This is a genomic window from Candidatus Cloacimonadota bacterium, assembly GCA_034722995.1.
Lineage (GTDB): Bacteria > Cloacimonadota > Cloacimonadia > JGIOTU-2 > JGIOTU-2 > JAGMCF01.
In genome coordinates this window covers 45,681-59,789 of the sequence record JAYEOL010000075.1, presented here as the reverse complement: position 1 = coordinate 59,789, position 14,109 = coordinate 45,681, and the positions used below count along the sequence as shown (strand labels likewise).

11 protein-coding genes and 2 tRNA genes are annotated in these 14,109 nt (G+C 34.8%); 11 read left to right on the top strand and 2 right to left on the bottom strand.

Annotated elements, in window-relative coordinates; translation table 11 throughout:
- Positions 1-4: 4 nt before the first annotated feature.
- Positions 5-1,801, bottom strand: a complete 1,797-nt coding sequence (locus tag U9R23_08690) for an ATP-binding protein (protein MEA3476496.1) — start codon at positions 1,799-1,801, stop codon at positions 5-7.
- A gap of 333 nt (positions 1,802-2,134) precedes the next feature.
- Positions 2,135-4,735 (bottom strand): alanine--tRNA ligase, encoded by a 2,601-nt coding sequence (alaS, locus tag U9R23_08685; GenBank protein MEA3476495.1) that lies wholly within the window; start codon positions 4,733-4,735, stop codon positions 2,135-2,137.
- 194 nt (positions 4,736-4,929) lie between these two features.
- Between alaS and U9R23_08680 the strand changes: the two genes are divergently transcribed.
- From U9R23_08680 to U9R23_08630, 11 genes are all read left to right on the top strand, one after another.
- Positions 4,930-5,004: transfer RNA gene (locus U9R23_08680), tRNA-Lys, on the top strand.
- 6 nt (positions 5,005-5,010) lie between these two features.
- Positions 5,011-5,085 (top strand) — tRNA-Glu (locus U9R23_08675).
- Between the two features lie 245 nt (positions 5,086-5,330).
- Positions 5,331-6,950 (top strand): tetratricopeptide repeat protein, encoded by a 1,620-nt coding sequence (locus tag U9R23_08670; GenBank protein MEA3476494.1) that lies wholly within the window; start codon positions 5,331-5,333, stop codon positions 6,948-6,950.
- 182 nt (positions 6,951-7,132) lie between these two features.
- Positions 7,133-8,035, top strand: coding sequence for a glycine--tRNA ligase subunit alpha (locus U9R23_08665; GenBank protein ID MEA3476493.1), 903 nt, complete (start codon positions 7,133-7,135; stop codon positions 8,033-8,035).
- 83 nt (positions 8,036-8,118) lie between these two features.
- Positions 8,119-8,838, top strand: a complete 720-nt coding sequence (locus tag U9R23_08660; GenBank protein ID MEA3476492.1) for a hypothetical protein — start codon at positions 8,119-8,121, stop codon at positions 8,836-8,838.
- A 29-nt stretch (positions 8,839-8,867) separates the two neighbouring features.
- The gene (locus tag U9R23_08655; protein ID MEA3476491.1) at positions 8,868-10,040 is read left to right on the top strand and encodes a Na/Pi symporter; all 1,173 of its coding nucleotides are present in this window, start codon (positions 8,868-8,870) and stop codon (positions 10,038-10,040) included.
- Positions 10,041-10,048: 8 nt separating this feature from the next.
- Positions 10,049-10,261, top strand: a complete 213-nt coding sequence (locus U9R23_08650; protein MEA3476490.1) for a hypothetical protein — start codon at positions 10,049-10,051, stop codon at positions 10,259-10,261.
- 91 nt (positions 10,262-10,352) lie between these two features.
- Positions 10,353-11,174 carry a type IV toxin-antitoxin system AbiEi family antitoxin gene (locus U9R23_08645; protein ID MEA3476489.1) on the top strand — a complete coding sequence of 274 codons (822 nt, stop codon included), beginning with the start codon at positions 10,353-10,355 and terminating at the stop codon, positions 11,172-11,174.
- Positions 11,175-11,181: 7 nt separating this feature from the next.
- The gene (locus U9R23_08640; GenBank protein ID MEA3476488.1) at positions 11,182-11,973 is read left to right on the top strand and encodes a nucleotidyl transferase AbiEii/AbiGii toxin family protein; all 792 of its coding nucleotides are present in this window, start codon (positions 11,182-11,184) and stop codon (positions 11,971-11,973) included.
- Between the two features lie 138 nt (positions 11,974-12,111).
- On the top strand, positions 12,112-12,795 hold the full coding sequence (locus tag U9R23_08635; protein MEA3476487.1) for a PhoU domain-containing protein: 684 nt from the start codon (positions 12,112-12,114) through the stop codon (positions 12,793-12,795).
- A 23-nt stretch (positions 12,796-12,818) separates the two neighbouring features.
- Positions 12,819-14,108: an NAD(P)/FAD-dependent oxidoreductase gene (locus U9R23_08630; GenBank protein MEA3476486.1), complete on the top strand. Its 1,290-nt coding sequence runs from the start codon at positions 12,819-12,821 to the stop codon at positions 14,106-14,108.
- The last annotated feature ends 1 nt before the right edge of the window (position 14,109 follow it).

Sequence of the window (14,109 nt, the reverse complement as noted above, 5' to 3'; positions counted from 1 at the left end):
GATGTTATTTTGCAACCGGGAGCGTAAAGGTAAAGGTACTTCCTTCTCCTGGGATTGAGTCTACCCAAATGATACCTCCATGAGCGCGGACAATCTCTCTGCAAATAGCCAATCCAAGCCCACTGCCTTCAACTTCCCTGTCGCTTTTGACACGCACAAACTTATTAAAAATTTTGGATTGGTATTCATATGGAATACCAGAACCATCATCGTTGACCGAAATGTGAACATGGGGACCAATCTGTTCAGCGAAAAGTCGAATATGCCCTCCGCTATCAGTATAACGCAATGCATTAGAAATTAGATTGGTTAAAACCCATGTTATTTTGTTGGGATCTACCTTCACATAAGGCAACCCTTCCGGGACTTCAAAAGAAAGTTCAACCGATTTTTCGTCTGCCTGGGACTTCAAAACCGCAACAGCCTTTTCAAACAGTATAGGGACGAGAACACGGTTGAATTCTATATCCATCTTGCCTGCTTCAATTCTGGAGAGGTCCAATAGGTCGTTAACAAGGGCTTTAAGTCGCTGCAAATCCTCGTGGGCAGCCGAAAGAAGTTGTTGCTCTCTTTCGTTAATCTTCTCCATAGCGGTTTCCTGAAGGAGATCAATACTCATACCAATGCTCATCAAGGGGGTCCGCAGCTCATGAGATGCTGACATAACGAACTCGCTCTTAAGGCGGTCAAGCTCTTTGAGCCTGGTAACATCACGTAAGAGTAACACTACCCCCAGCATAGAGCCATCCTTTGCAAGCACAGGAGTAATTGAAAATTGGTAATGGTATTGTCTTTCACCTTGTTGCACTATGAAGACATTCTTGCCTTCCTCAATGGGAGGGGACTGGCCAGATTGGACCGTTTGCTTCACATAGTTAAAGAGTTGGTCACTCTTGACCACCTCCAGAAAATGCCCACCCTGCGCCTTATCAGGCTCGATACCAAAGACTTCAGCTGCTGTTGGATTGATGCCAGTTACCTTGAATTCGGCGTCCACAACTACGATGCCGTCATCTATGCTCTGGATGATAGCCTCACTCTTTCGCTTTTCCGCTACAATCTGTTTTATGTTTAGACGATGGTATGCCTTCAGTTTCCGCGCCATCGCATTAAACTCACCAGCAAGACGCCCAAGTTCGTCAGAGGAACTGGTAGAGATTTCAACATCGTAGTTGCCCTCAGCGATCTTTTGTGTCGCCTCCATAATCTGCCGAAGTGGTCTCACAAAAAGATTTGACAACAGCAGACTAAATCCCAATCCTATGCATAGGGCAACAATACCGATTATGACCATAGACAAGGTGGATGTCGTGGAAATGTTCCGCGCGTAGTCACTGGCTTTGAACATCGTCTCTTGGTTAATCTCCCGCAGGCGAACACACGCATCTCGGACCGACTTGAACGACGGGAGGACAGTTTCATGATAGAATGCAGATGTCCTTTCTGGAGTGGTTTGATAGACCCGTCTGAGCTCGGAGAAATTAACCAGATAGGACGAGTATACTCTTTCAATAGTGTTGATAATTTTGTCTTCATCCTCAATGGTAATATTATCTTTTGCCCGAGCAAACCACTGTAAAAACAGGCTTTCGTTTTTCCTGTACTGGTTCAACCCCTCATCTTCGTAACCGAGGCTAAAAAGGAGTACCCCGCTATCCTGCCGCTCAATAGCATCTATCATATTCTCAGCCGCCAGAATACTCTTATAGTTTTCCTTCAGGATGGCATCGCTGGCCCTGCCCAAACCGAGCAGATTGACAAACGCCCATATGAAAACCACAATCATCAGAACGAGAGTCATTCCATACCCGATGAGAATCTTTTTGCGAAGTGTCCAAAACATGGCTACCTATCCTTTAATTTCGTATTCAATTCCGTAATCCGCCTATTAGCAGATGATACCGTTATTCCCAAATATCCTTCATTTCTTCCCATTGTCTTTTGAAATATTCTATCCTACCCTTTATTTTTTGCAATCTCTTGTAAATCAATTTTGCTATGTCTTTTTTATCTTAAGAGTGAAAGAATTTTTTCAAATTCTTCTTTCGGTATTAAAATACCTCTGCTCAGAATTTTTTTTATGTATTGATAACATATTGGTTCTCCTTTTTTTTACTAAGGTGCTTTGTTGTTTCTAAAATTCTTTTATTATTTCTGGCGCTTTCGCAATTGCATTTTTAATCTTGCCTACATCTTTTCCACCAGCCATTGCCATATCTGGTCTACCGCCACCTTTGCCGCCAATCAGTTCTGCCACCTTATTCACAATTTTTCCTGCATGAAATTGCTTTTGTAAGTTTGGAGTTACTATGCAAATAAGGGATGCTTTATCGTCAATGTTTGCACCCAAAATGCCAATTCCTCGGTTGATTTTATCCTTTAAATAATCTGCTGATTGACGCAACAGCTGATTGTCTTTAACTTTTACTTCTCCAGCTACAATTTTTATTTTATCAATTAATTTCGCATTTTCAATAAGTTTGTCCACTGTTCTTTTTATGTGGTCCATTTCAAATTTCTCAAGTTGTTTTTTCAACTCTTTATTTTCCGAGGCCATTTTTTTGGTTTTTTTTATAATATCATTTATTGAACAATTAAATTGTGATTGAATTTCATTCAGTATTGTTTCTTCTTTTTTAGAATAATTGTATGCGTGTTTTCCGGTTAGAGCTTCTATTCGGCGTACACCGGCGGAGATAGAACTTTCAGATAAAATTCTGAATAATCCAATTTCTCCAGTATTTTTGCAATGAATTCCACCACAGAGTTCTATAGAATAATTGTCTATTTCAATTACTCTTACTCTTTTTTCATATTTCTCACCGAAAAGAGCCATTGCTCCTTGTTTCCTGGCATTTTCAATGGCATCATAATAGATATTTACAGGCAGACTTTCCCGAATTTTCTCATTAACAATTTTTTCTACCATATCAAGCTCATTTTTATCAATTGCTTTGAAGTGTGTAAAGTCAAAACGCAATCTGTCAGGAGGAACTAACGAGCCTTTTTGGTGAAGATGTGTTCCTAAAATTTCTCTTAAAGCAGCATGAAGAAGATGGGTGGCTGTATGATTTCTTGCAATGTCCTTTCTTCGTTTAACATCTATCTTTGCAGTAACTTCTTTGTCATTGATTTTCCCTGACACCAATCTACCAATATGAATAGAAATATCATTCTCTTTTTGCACATCATAGATTTCAATATTGCATTCATCGTTGAAAATTATGCCTATATCAGCAAGCTGTCCGCCTGATTCTGCATAAAATGGGGTTTGGCATAGAACTAATTTTATATTATTTTTGCTATCCAAAGAATATTTTGAAATATAGGTTTGGCATTCATTTTTTTCATACCCCACAAACTCTGTTTTTTCGGATGTGAAGAATTCGTTCCATTTGATATTATTAGTAACAAGATTGAATATAGCTGATTTTTGAGATTGCACTCGTTGTTTACCCATTTCAATGTTAAAACCTTTTTCCTCTATCAGAAGTCCCTTTTCGTCTGCCATAATTCTTGTTAAATCCATCGGGAAGCCATAAGTATCATACAATTTGAAAACATCTTTGCCAGAGATTATTTTCTTAGGTTTTAGCCTTTCTGTGATTTCATTGAATTTTATAATTCCATTGTCTAAAGTCAGATTAAAACGTTCCTCTTCAGATTTGATTACTAATATTATGTGCTCTCTTTTTTCAATCAGTTCTGGATAATGGTCTCCCATAGTTTCAATAATATCATCAACAAGTTGATAAAGGGAGGGTTTATGTAGATTTATCAGTCTGCCAAATCTTGCAGCTCTTCGTAAGATGCGACGAATAACATAACCTCTTCCTTCATTAGACGGAAGAACTCCATCAGCAATTGCAAAAGTAAGTGCCCTGATATGGTCAGCAATTACTTGAAATGCTGGTTTGTTCTCTTCAAATTTTGTATCAGATAGAGTTTCAAGATGTTTAATAATTGGCATAAAAAGGTCAGTTTCATAATTAGAGGATTTGTTTTGGAGGATAGCAACAAGTCGTTCAAATCCTGCGCCAGTATCCACATGCTTTTTGGGAAGCTCTACTAATTTGCCATTTTCAAGACGGTTATATTGGATAAAAACAAGATTCCAGATTTCAACAAATCTTCCACATCCACCATTTATCTTGCATTTATGATTTTCATCTTCAATTCTTTGGCAATGTTGTAAACCTCTGTCATAATGAATTTCTGAGCAAGGACCGCAAGGTCCAGTTTCTGCCATTTCCCAGAAATTGTACTTATCACCAAACTTTAAAATTTTATCTTTGTCAATATCAGTGACTTCCTGCCAGAGTTGGAATGATTCGTCATCGTTGTTATGCACTGTAGCATAAAGTTTATCTTTTGGAATCTGCCAGACTTCTGTAAGAAGTTCCCAAGCCCATTTGATAGCTTCAACTTTATAGTAGTCACCAAACGACCAATTGCCCAGCATTTCAAAAAATGTATGATGATAGTCATCTTTTCCCACTTCTTCCAGGTCATTATGCTTTCCTCCAGCACGCAGACATTTTTGACTATTCACTACGCGAACATAGTCCCTTTTTCCTTTTCCCAGAAACACATCCTTGAACTGATTCATACCAGCATTAGTAAAGAGCAAGGTAGGGTCATTAATAGGAATTAGTGGTGCTGATGGAACTACTTCGTGACCTTTATCTGCAAAAAATTTGATAAACTGCTTTCTAATTTCGTTACTTAAAAGCATATGCAATAATATCCTTTCTTTATAAAGAAGAACTAATTTAGCGTTTTTGATGTCAAGAAAAATGGAATTTTCCGGATATGTGTAAAAAGTTTGACAAGAAAAAAACAATAAAAGAAGTTATCCTGTTCTGGTTAACTTTGTTAAGTGGTGTTACCTTGACACTACATGCTTACTGAATAGTGTTTATCCTTAACGGGCCAGTAACTCAGTGGTAGAGTATCGCCCTTTTAAGGCGAGAGTCGAAGGTTCGAATCCTTCCTGGCTCACCATTTTGCGACCCCATCGTCTAGGGGTTAGGACTCAGGATTTTCATTCCTGCAACAGGGGTTCAATTCCCCTTGGGGTCGCCATCTTATTTTTAATATAAATCTAATTAAAACTTTATAAATGATTACTTAATTTTCACAATTTTTATAAATTTCTTGATTAAAATTTTCCACATCTTAAATCTTTAACCAAAAATAAAATAGTAAAAATGAGCAACAAAAATGCACGAAAAAAAGTTAAGATTTTTTTCTATTATGTATGAAGAAAGTATTTTCGTGTGGTCTTGTGCTAAATCTGCCAATAGGCAGATAAAGGAGGAGTAGTGAAAATGTCAAAACTGATCAATGTAATTTTTATAATAATTGTTGTCCTAATCTTATCTTGTTCGCAAAATGCGACTGCTAAAAGGAGTGAGGTTAAAGATATGGGAATAACAATCTCTGTCTGGGGATTTCATTACCTGGATAGAGAAAGCAAATCTATGTGTAAATATCTTAAAAATGATTTTCCCGAAGTGGCAGACAAACTTCCTAATGTTGTTGTAATTGGTTCAAAAGATGCTATGAAGGTACTTGGAAAAACTAAAATAGTAGAATTGGATAAAGAGATTGTTTTGAGTCTTGCTAAAAAGATTGGAGCGGACATTAGTATTTGGGGACAGATTTCTCAGATTGGGTCAACATTATTTAATGTTAATTTCTTTGTTTTAGATACGCAGACAGAAGATATTGAATTTGAAAGATTACAAGTTGAAAAGAAAAAACAGAAAAGACTTGAATCAGTAAATCTCATTCTGGACAAGGCAATTGAATTGAAAAAATCTGCTGAAACCAAGGCTATGGATATTGCTCTTAACTTCTACAATTCTGAACAATATGAAGATGCAAAAAAGGCATTTTTAGATGTTCTTAAACTTAATCCCAACGAAAAGACTGCATACGCCTATCTTGCACGAATATCAGCTATTAATGAAGATTATGACTCAGCAATATCTTATTACAAACAAGCATTAGATATTGAACCGGACTTTATTGAAGCCCTTGAAGGATTAGCATGGACTTATAAAACTAATGGTGATTGTGAAATGGCTTTAGAAACATATAGAAGATTGGCTGAAATTGATACTGAAAATATTGATTATATGTTTTATGCTGGTGAAATTTGTCAACCATTAGATGATTTTGAGGGAGCAGTTGAAGCCTTCAAAATTGTTCTGGAATGTGATTCTACTTGTATTAAGGCATGCCACGCCTTAGGAATTTTATATTTTGATAATAATCTTTACGATAAGGCAATTACTTATTTGAAGAGAGTATTAGATGCAGATGTAGAGGAAGGGGAGATTGAGAAAAAATTAGCTATTGCCTATCAAAAAACGGGGCGGATAGAAGAAAGCATACAGCAAAATTTAGAAATATTAGAAAAGGATTCTACTCGTACTGCACCATATCTAAATTTAGCAGCAGCTTATGTTACTCAACAAAGATTTGATGATGCTCTGGAATCATTAAAGAAATATATTGGTTTAGAACCAGATTCTCCAGTAGGATATAATAGAATATCAGACATTTATAGGCAAATAAAGGATTACGATAAAGCAATTGCAAATGCCCAAAAATCTGCTGAGATTGCTCCTGATAAACCAGAACCTTATATGCTCCTTGCTGAAATAGATAATGAAAGAGGTTATAGTCATTATCAAAAATTCATTGAGTACGACAAGAAAGCTAAGGATCCTGATTTGAGCTCTGAATATACTGAAAATAATAGATTAAGAAGCTTTCATAAAAAGCAGTCACAAGCATTCTTTGTTTTAGCAAAGGATTATTATGTCAAAGCCAACACATTAGCTACAAATTATTTTATGAAAGAGAGATTGAAGGAAAAATTAGCAACTGTTGAACTTCTTATTGAAGAAACCAAGATTGATACATTTTGGGAAGATTAATAGGTATATGAACCCAAACTTCAGCTTAATGCTGACTAAAAAGTTTCGTCTATTTTCCGTTCTTCCCGCCTTCCATAGTTCATCCTTCGCAGTAGCATTGCTACGGAGAATGGATGTTACGGCGGACAGGCGTAGTCCCGATGATCACCGATTTAATCGGGGAGGGACGAAGGATGAATATGATGCAAAATAAATTATCATTCCAACAAATCATATTCAGTTTACAAAGATTTTGGGCTGAAAATGGATGTATTATTCGTCAACCCCATGATGTTGAAATGGGTGCGGGAACATTTCATCCCGCCACTTTTTTTGCCTCTCTATCTAACAAACCCATAAGAGTCGCTTATGTTCAGCCTACTCGTCGTCCTAAAGATGGGCGCTATGGAGAGAATCCTAACAGATTACAATACTATTATCAGTTTCAGGTTCTGGTTAAGCCATCACCAGATGATATTCAGAAATTATACTTAAAAAGTTTAGAAGCTATTGGAACTCCAATTAAGGAACACGATATCCGCTTTGTGGAAGATGATTGGGAGTCGCCAACACTTGGTGCAGTAGGGCTCGGCTGGGAAGTCTGGCTGGATGGTATGGAGATCTCACAATTTACATATTTCCAGCAGATAGCAGGCATTGAATTAAAATCTATTCCTGTGGAACTAACTTATGGTCTGGAGCGACTGGCAATGTATATTCAACAGGTAGACAATTTCAAAGATATTGCCTGGAATGAAAATGTGAAATATGGCGAGATTTATACACAAAATGAAAAAGAATTCTCTGAGTTTAATTTCAATGCAGCAAATCTTGAGTTGCTTTTTACAAGTTTTGATAAATACGAAGATGAAGCTCAGCGTCAAATAGAGATTGGACTTATATATCCTGGATACGAGTATTTACTAAAATGTTCACATATTTTTAATTTATTAGACGCTCGTGGAGCAATTAGTGTTACTGAAAGAGCAATTTATATTAAAAGAATAAGAAATCTGGCAAAAAGGTGTGCGAAAGTGTTTCTGGAAAATGGAAATTTGAAATCCGTTGAAGCAAAGCGGAAATCACGACAAGTCGGGGAAACTTGATTTCCTACTTTCCATTATTCAGTTTCAAGTATCAAGCATTATTCAGCTTTTATATTATACAATAAATCAGAGAGGAAAAAAGAATGAAAATAAAAGACAAGCAAAAAATCTTCACTGAAATCGTAGAAAAATATAAGACAGTCTTCGGTGAAAAACTGGTTTCTATTCATATCTACGGAAGTGCTGTAACTCAAGATTTTAATCCGAAATTATCCGATATAAATGTTGCTATCATCTTAGAGAACTTGAGGTTAAGTAATCTTATTTTAGCAAAGGATGTTATTAAGAGACTTAGAAAAAAAGATGTTTACACTCCACTTTTCCTTTCAACACAATATATTGAAAGTTCTCTGGACACTTTCCCAATTGAATTTCTGAATATAAAATCTTCACACAAAACTGTCTATGGAGAAGATTATTTTGAAAAGCTGAAAATAAACTCTGAACATCTACGGCTGCAAGCAGAAAGAGAATTGAAAGGTAAGCTGCTTATTCTTCGTTTGGCTTTTCTGGAAAGCATTGGAAATTTAAGAGTGATAAGAAGTTTAATTTCCAGTTCATTTTCAAGTTTCATTCCTGTAATGAAAGCGATTATATCTATAAAGAATCAGGAAATTCCAGAGAGAACTATTAATGTAATAAAAAAAGCTTCTGATATTCTTAATATTGATTTCACAGTTTTCCTGCAAGCATTTGACATCAAGAATAGAAAAGTAAAAATGAAGGGCGAACAACTGGTAAAATTTTTTGAAAGATATATTCAAGTAGTTGACCAAGTTTCTGAGATTGTAGATAAACTATAAAATACCTACAACTTACCCCAAGATATTGAATGACTCCGAATTTTTTGGTAAAGGAACAGCCAAAGATTAAGAAAATATTAAAGATTTTACTTCTTATATTTTTGATTTACATCTTCTTTCTCAGTATTGCAATGATGGGGGAGGGATTCAAGGGATTTAAGGGTTTATCAGAAGGGTTGATACAAAATGTCAGTAATCCTATTATGGGATTAGTTGTGGGGATTTTGGCTACAAGTATCTTGCAAAGTTCATCAACCACAACTTCTATCGTGATAGGTTTAGTAGCAAGTGGTATTTTAGGTCCCCATTCAATCCGCATTGCTATTCCTATAATTATGGGAGCGAATATTGGCACAACCATCACAAATACTATAGTTTCTCTCGCCCATATTTCCCGTTCTGATGAATTTCAAAATGCCTTTAGAGCTGCAACTGTTCACGATTTTTTCAACATTATAGCAGTTGTTATCCTTTTACCTCTGGAAATATGCTTTCATATAATTGAAAAGAGTTCTGTGGCTCTTGCTAATTTTGTAGTTTCTGCAAATCTGAAAGGAGCAGAGTTCAAAAGTCCTGTAGCAACAATAACTAAACCTGTTGTCCATCTTTTGTTTAATTCCAAATATCCTGATGAAACAGCCGGGTTTTTCCAGAAGCTGTTTTCTCCACAATTTTCAAAATTTGTTGCTCTGGCAATTGCATTAGTCTGTCTGTTTATTGCTTTGAAATATCTGGTAAAACTAATGCGTCTGCTTGTGGTGGACAAAGTAGAACGGTTTTTCAGCCAAACTATCTTTCGTAATGGCCTTTTAGCATTGCTGTTAGGCTTGATATTAACTGCAATTGTGCAGAGCAGTTCTATAACAACTTCTTTGGTTGTGCCTCTTGCTGGGGCTGGAATGTTGACTATTTATCAGGTTTTGCCATATACGGTTGGAGCCAATATTGGAACTACGGTTACCACCTTATTGGCAGCATTGGCAACTGGCAGCATGCCGGCTTTGGTAGTTGCACTTTCTCATCTCTGTTTTAATGTATTTGGAATGGTAATTATTATGCCTGTCAAGCCAGTTCGTCACATTCCTATTAGGGCATCAGTAATGTTATCAAAAATAATTATAAAGAATAAACTGTATCCTATTCTTTTTATTTTGATTGTTTTTTTTGCAATTCCAATTTTTATTTTGTTAATAACTAAATAATGATAATAATGAGCAAGAAAATATTAATTATATCCCGATTAACCACCTTTGATAAATATGATGAGAAGTTTGATATTGAATTCTGGTCAAAATTAGGAGTTGAAAAAAAGTTTATAGCTGCTTGGAAAATGACCAGAGAGGTTAATTTAATAAGAGGTAAGAATGGAACACAATCCAGATTTCAAAGATCTTTTTCGCTTATTAGAAAAAGAGGAAGTTGAGTATCTTATTGGGATAATTTTATATTAATCAACTAAAAGTGTATATAATACAGGATATTACACTGTATTCTTTACATAAAGGGTAGAAAAAATGAATTCCTATAAAACTTTAGGCAAAGTAAGTGCCAATTTAATTTGTAAACTTTATGAAGAGAATAAGCCTATTTTTAAAATTGATGATGTGCAGAGGATTCTTGGTAAAGGATATAATGAAGTTACAGATTTATTAAGTGAATTAGTCAGAAGAGGTATAGTTACTCGCATGAAACCAGGTAAATTTTTGATTATTCCTCAAGAATTAGGGAACACAGTGCAATATATTGGCAATTGGTACGTGGCAGCCAAAGAGGTGGTTAATTCTCCTGACTATTATATTGCTTTTTACAGTGCTATGAATTATTGGGGGATGTTGACTCAACCATTAGTTAAAATATTTGTAGCTACTCCCCAGCGGCAGGTTGTTCCTCAAGAAATGAAGAATAAATTAATTCTCGTTTTTATTAAGAATAAGTTTAACTGGGGAGTTAAAGAGGTATGGGCTACCAGAGATAAAAAGGTGAGAATTTCTGATTTAGAAAAGACCATTATTGATGCTTTAGCTCATCCTCAATATTGTGGAGGAATTACTGAGATTGCCAAAGGAATCTGGCTAACTAAAAATAAAATTGATTATACCAAATTAAGCAACTATGTTAATAAATGTAATAAGAATGTAATAGCTAAACGACTGGGGTATATATTAGAAATTCTTGATATAGAACAACAGTATTTGAAAGATGAGTTAAAGAAATATGTAAAAAATCACTATGACTTATTTGATCCTATCTTACCAAAGAAAGGAATAGATAAGAATCATTGGCGATTAATCGATAATGTAGGTCAAAAACAAATACTTGATCTAATCTGGCATTAGTTAGTTTATGATAAATTATTCTCAAATTCAAAGATTAGCCTTAAAAAAAGGTGTTTCTGAAGAAATAATTGAAAAAGATTATTTCATAGAACTTGTGCTATTTTATATAGTTAGAAATGAGTATTTTAAAAGAAGACTTATTTTTCGTGGAGGTACCGCCTTAAAAAAAGTTTATTTTCGTGACTACAGATTTTCAGAAGATTTAGATTTTTTAGTGCAGGACAAAGGAAATCTTGCGGAGTATGAACAAAGACTTAAGCAACTTCTGACAAAAATTAGTTCCGATTATCCTTTTCATCTGACTATACATTCAGAGACAAGCAAAGATAGGCTGCAATTATATATTAGTTATGATATTGTTCCTGAAATTAAGGCAGTGAAGGAGTTAAAAATAGATATTTTAAGAGATGATTTTAGCCCCTCGTTTAAAAGAAAGAGAATTTTATTTACTTATCAAGAATTTAAGCAAGAAAAGGTAGCGCTTAATACTTATATTCTGGAATCTGTAGTAAGTGACAAAATATCCAGAATTTTAGATGTAACTAACGAACCGCGTGACATTTATGACCTATGGTATCTTTTGAAGTTGAATATTAATGTTGCGAAAATAAAAGAAGAGCTTAAAAGAAGATTTGGTTATGATATTTATCTCCCTAATCTTTTATATGAAATCAACAAGGTTGCTTATATAAAAAATTGGCAGATAAAATTAAAGAGACAAATTGGTAACTTACCAGATTATAAGAAGGTGATTAAAGAATTGGAAGGGTTGATTGAAAAAAAGTTAAAACGTCTTTGAAGAGATGAAGGCCTCTTTGTTAGAGTTGCATCAAGAGAAAAAGCGAGAACAACTTAAAACAATAAGAGCGTGCCTTCAGAGCAAGTGAAAAATATAAATATAATAATAGGAGTGAAAACATAAGTAAGAAGGTAAAAAATGCTTAAAGAAATATTACGACTTTTTAAAAAAAGCGATCTATTTATGGAAGCTCATCAGGATGCATCTAAGATGCTTAAAAGAGCTAATCAAATGTTTAATAATGCTTATGCAAGATTACGAGGTCGTCAAATTCCCCATCCAGATGTTAACATATTTGATGAAGAACAAAAGGTGGATAAAACCGAAAGAGCAATTCGCAAGAAAGTGCTTACACATCTCTCACTTTCAAGTACTGTGGACACGCCTGGTGGGATTATTCTTATTGGTATAGTTATAGATTTTGAACGAATTGGGGATTACACAACAAATATTGCAGAATTGGCACAGGCTATATCTAAAAAATTAGAAGTTGGAGAATTAGAAGAGGACTTACAGAATATAGAGAAAGAGGTAGCGAATGTTTTTGATATTGTGACTTACTCTTTTAATAATTATGATAAGGATTCTGCTAAAACCGTTGTAAGCAAAAAATTGACCCGACAATGTGATATTCTTCTTAATAGGTTGATGAAGGAGGATTTAGGGCTATCACCACAAACTGCTGTTATTTCCGCGTTATATATTCGTTATTTGAAAAGAATTGCTTCTCATCTTATTAATGTTGCAACAACTTTGGTTCAGCCTTTTGATAAAGTTCGCTTTATGCCAAATATGAAACCTAAAATAAGTTCAAAAGAGTAAATAGGTTTCTATATCTTACCTGAATGGCAAAGAAAGTTATTGTGATTGGCGGAGGTCCAGCTGGTATGATTGCTGCCGGTAGAGCTGCTGAATTGGGTGCGGATGTCATTCTTTTGGAAAAGATGAACAAATTAGGACTAAAACTCTCCTTAACAGGCAAGGGGAAATGCAATCTTACAAATACAGAACCGAATATCTTAACTTTTGTGGAACATTACGGTAAGAATGGAAGGTTTCTTATCAATGCTTTTAGAAAATTCTTTAATAAAGACTTGATTAAATTCTTTTCAACTTTAGATTTAAAACTTAAAGAAGAATCTGGCGGAAGGATTTATCCTTCTTCACATAATTCGTGGTTAGTAGTTGATGCTTTAAAAAAGTATCTTAAAATAAATCATGTCCAAATAAAATTAGAATATCCTGTTAAAGAATTGCTTCATTACAAAAATGAGATAGGTGGAATCATTTCTGATAAAGGGAATATTTTTGCAGATGCAGTCATAGTTGCAACAGGTGGTGCATCATATCCTCAAACAGGCTCAACTGGAGATGGATATAAACTTGCCCGAAAAACAGGTCATAAAGTTACATCAATATATCCATCATTGGTCCCACTTGAGATTAAATTCCCATTTATCCACGAGCAAATCGGGGAGGGAACAACAAAGGAATTATCGGGATTAAAATTGAAAAATGTATCTGTCTCTATTTTCAATAAAGAGAAAAAATCGGCAGAAGAATTCGGAGAGTTCTTTTTCACTGACTTTGGTGTTGACGGCTCAGTTGTTCTTAAACTAAGCAGAAAAATCAAAAAAGAAATAATTGCAAATGAACTAAAGTTATTTGTTGATTTCAAACCAGGTCTAACTTTTGAACAATTGCATAATCGTATCTTACGAGAGATTAAGAATAATGGGAGTGTATGTTTTAATGAGTTAATGAAATTACTTCTACCACAAAAATTTATAAAAACATTTATTAATTCATCAGAAATTGACAAAGATAAAAGGATAGCAGAAATTACAAAGAATGAACGGGAAAAGATAGTTAATCTTTTAAAAGGTTTTGAATTTACCGTAACTAAGACAAGACCTCTTTCTGAAGCCATTATTACATCTGGAGGAGTAGAATTAAATCAGATATATCAGAAGACAATGGAATCCAAAATTGTTTCTGGTCTATATTTTGCAGGTGAGGTATTGGATATTGATGGAGATACGGGTGGATATAATTTGCAAGCTGCTTTTTCAACAGGATATTTAGCTGGGGAATCAGCTGCAAAAGGAATAATTAATAAAGGGATGGGTAGATAAA

What these genes read in the sequence shown, in the direction of transcription:
- U9R23_08690 (MEA3476496.1), bottom strand. Translation starts at nt 1,801, where the DNA reads ATGACTCTCGTTCTGATGATTGTGGTTTTCATATGGGCGTTTGTCAAT.
- alaS (MEA3476495.1), bottom strand. Translation starts at nt 4,735, where the DNA reads ATGCTTTTAAGTAACGAAATTAGAAAGCAGTTTATCAAATTTTTTGCA.
- U9R23_08670 (MEA3476494.1), top strand. Translation starts at nt 5,331, where the DNA reads ATGTCAAAACTGATCAATGTAATTTTTATAATAATTGTTGTCCTAATC.
- U9R23_08665 (MEA3476493.1), top strand. Translation starts at nt 7,133, where the DNA reads ATGCAAAATAAATTATCATTCCAACAAATCATATTCAGTTTACAAAGA.
- U9R23_08660 (MEA3476492.1), top strand. Translation starts at nt 8,119, where the DNA reads ATGAAAATAAAAGACAAGCAAAAAATCTTCACTGAAATCGTAGAAAAA.
- U9R23_08655 (MEA3476491.1), top strand. Translation starts at nt 8,868, where the DNA reads ATGACTCCGAATTTTTTGGTAAAGGAACAGCCAAAGATTAAGAAAATA.
- U9R23_08650 (MEA3476490.1), top strand. Translation starts at nt 10,049, where the DNA reads ATGAGCAAGAAAATATTAATTATATCCCGATTAACCACCTTTGATAAA.
- U9R23_08645 (MEA3476489.1), top strand. Translation starts at nt 10,353, where the DNA reads ATGAATTCCTATAAAACTTTAGGCAAAGTAAGTGCCAATTTAATTTGT.
- U9R23_08640 (MEA3476488.1), top strand. Translation starts at nt 11,182, where the DNA reads ATGATAAATTATTCTCAAATTCAAAGATTAGCCTTAAAAAAAGGTGTT.
- U9R23_08635 (MEA3476487.1), top strand. Translation starts at nt 12,112, where the DNA reads ATGCTTAAAGAAATATTACGACTTTTTAAAAAAAGCGATCTATTTATG.
- U9R23_08630 (MEA3476486.1), top strand. Translation starts at nt 12,819, where the DNA reads ATGGCAAAGAAAGTTATTGTGATTGGCGGAGGTCCAGCTGGTATGATT.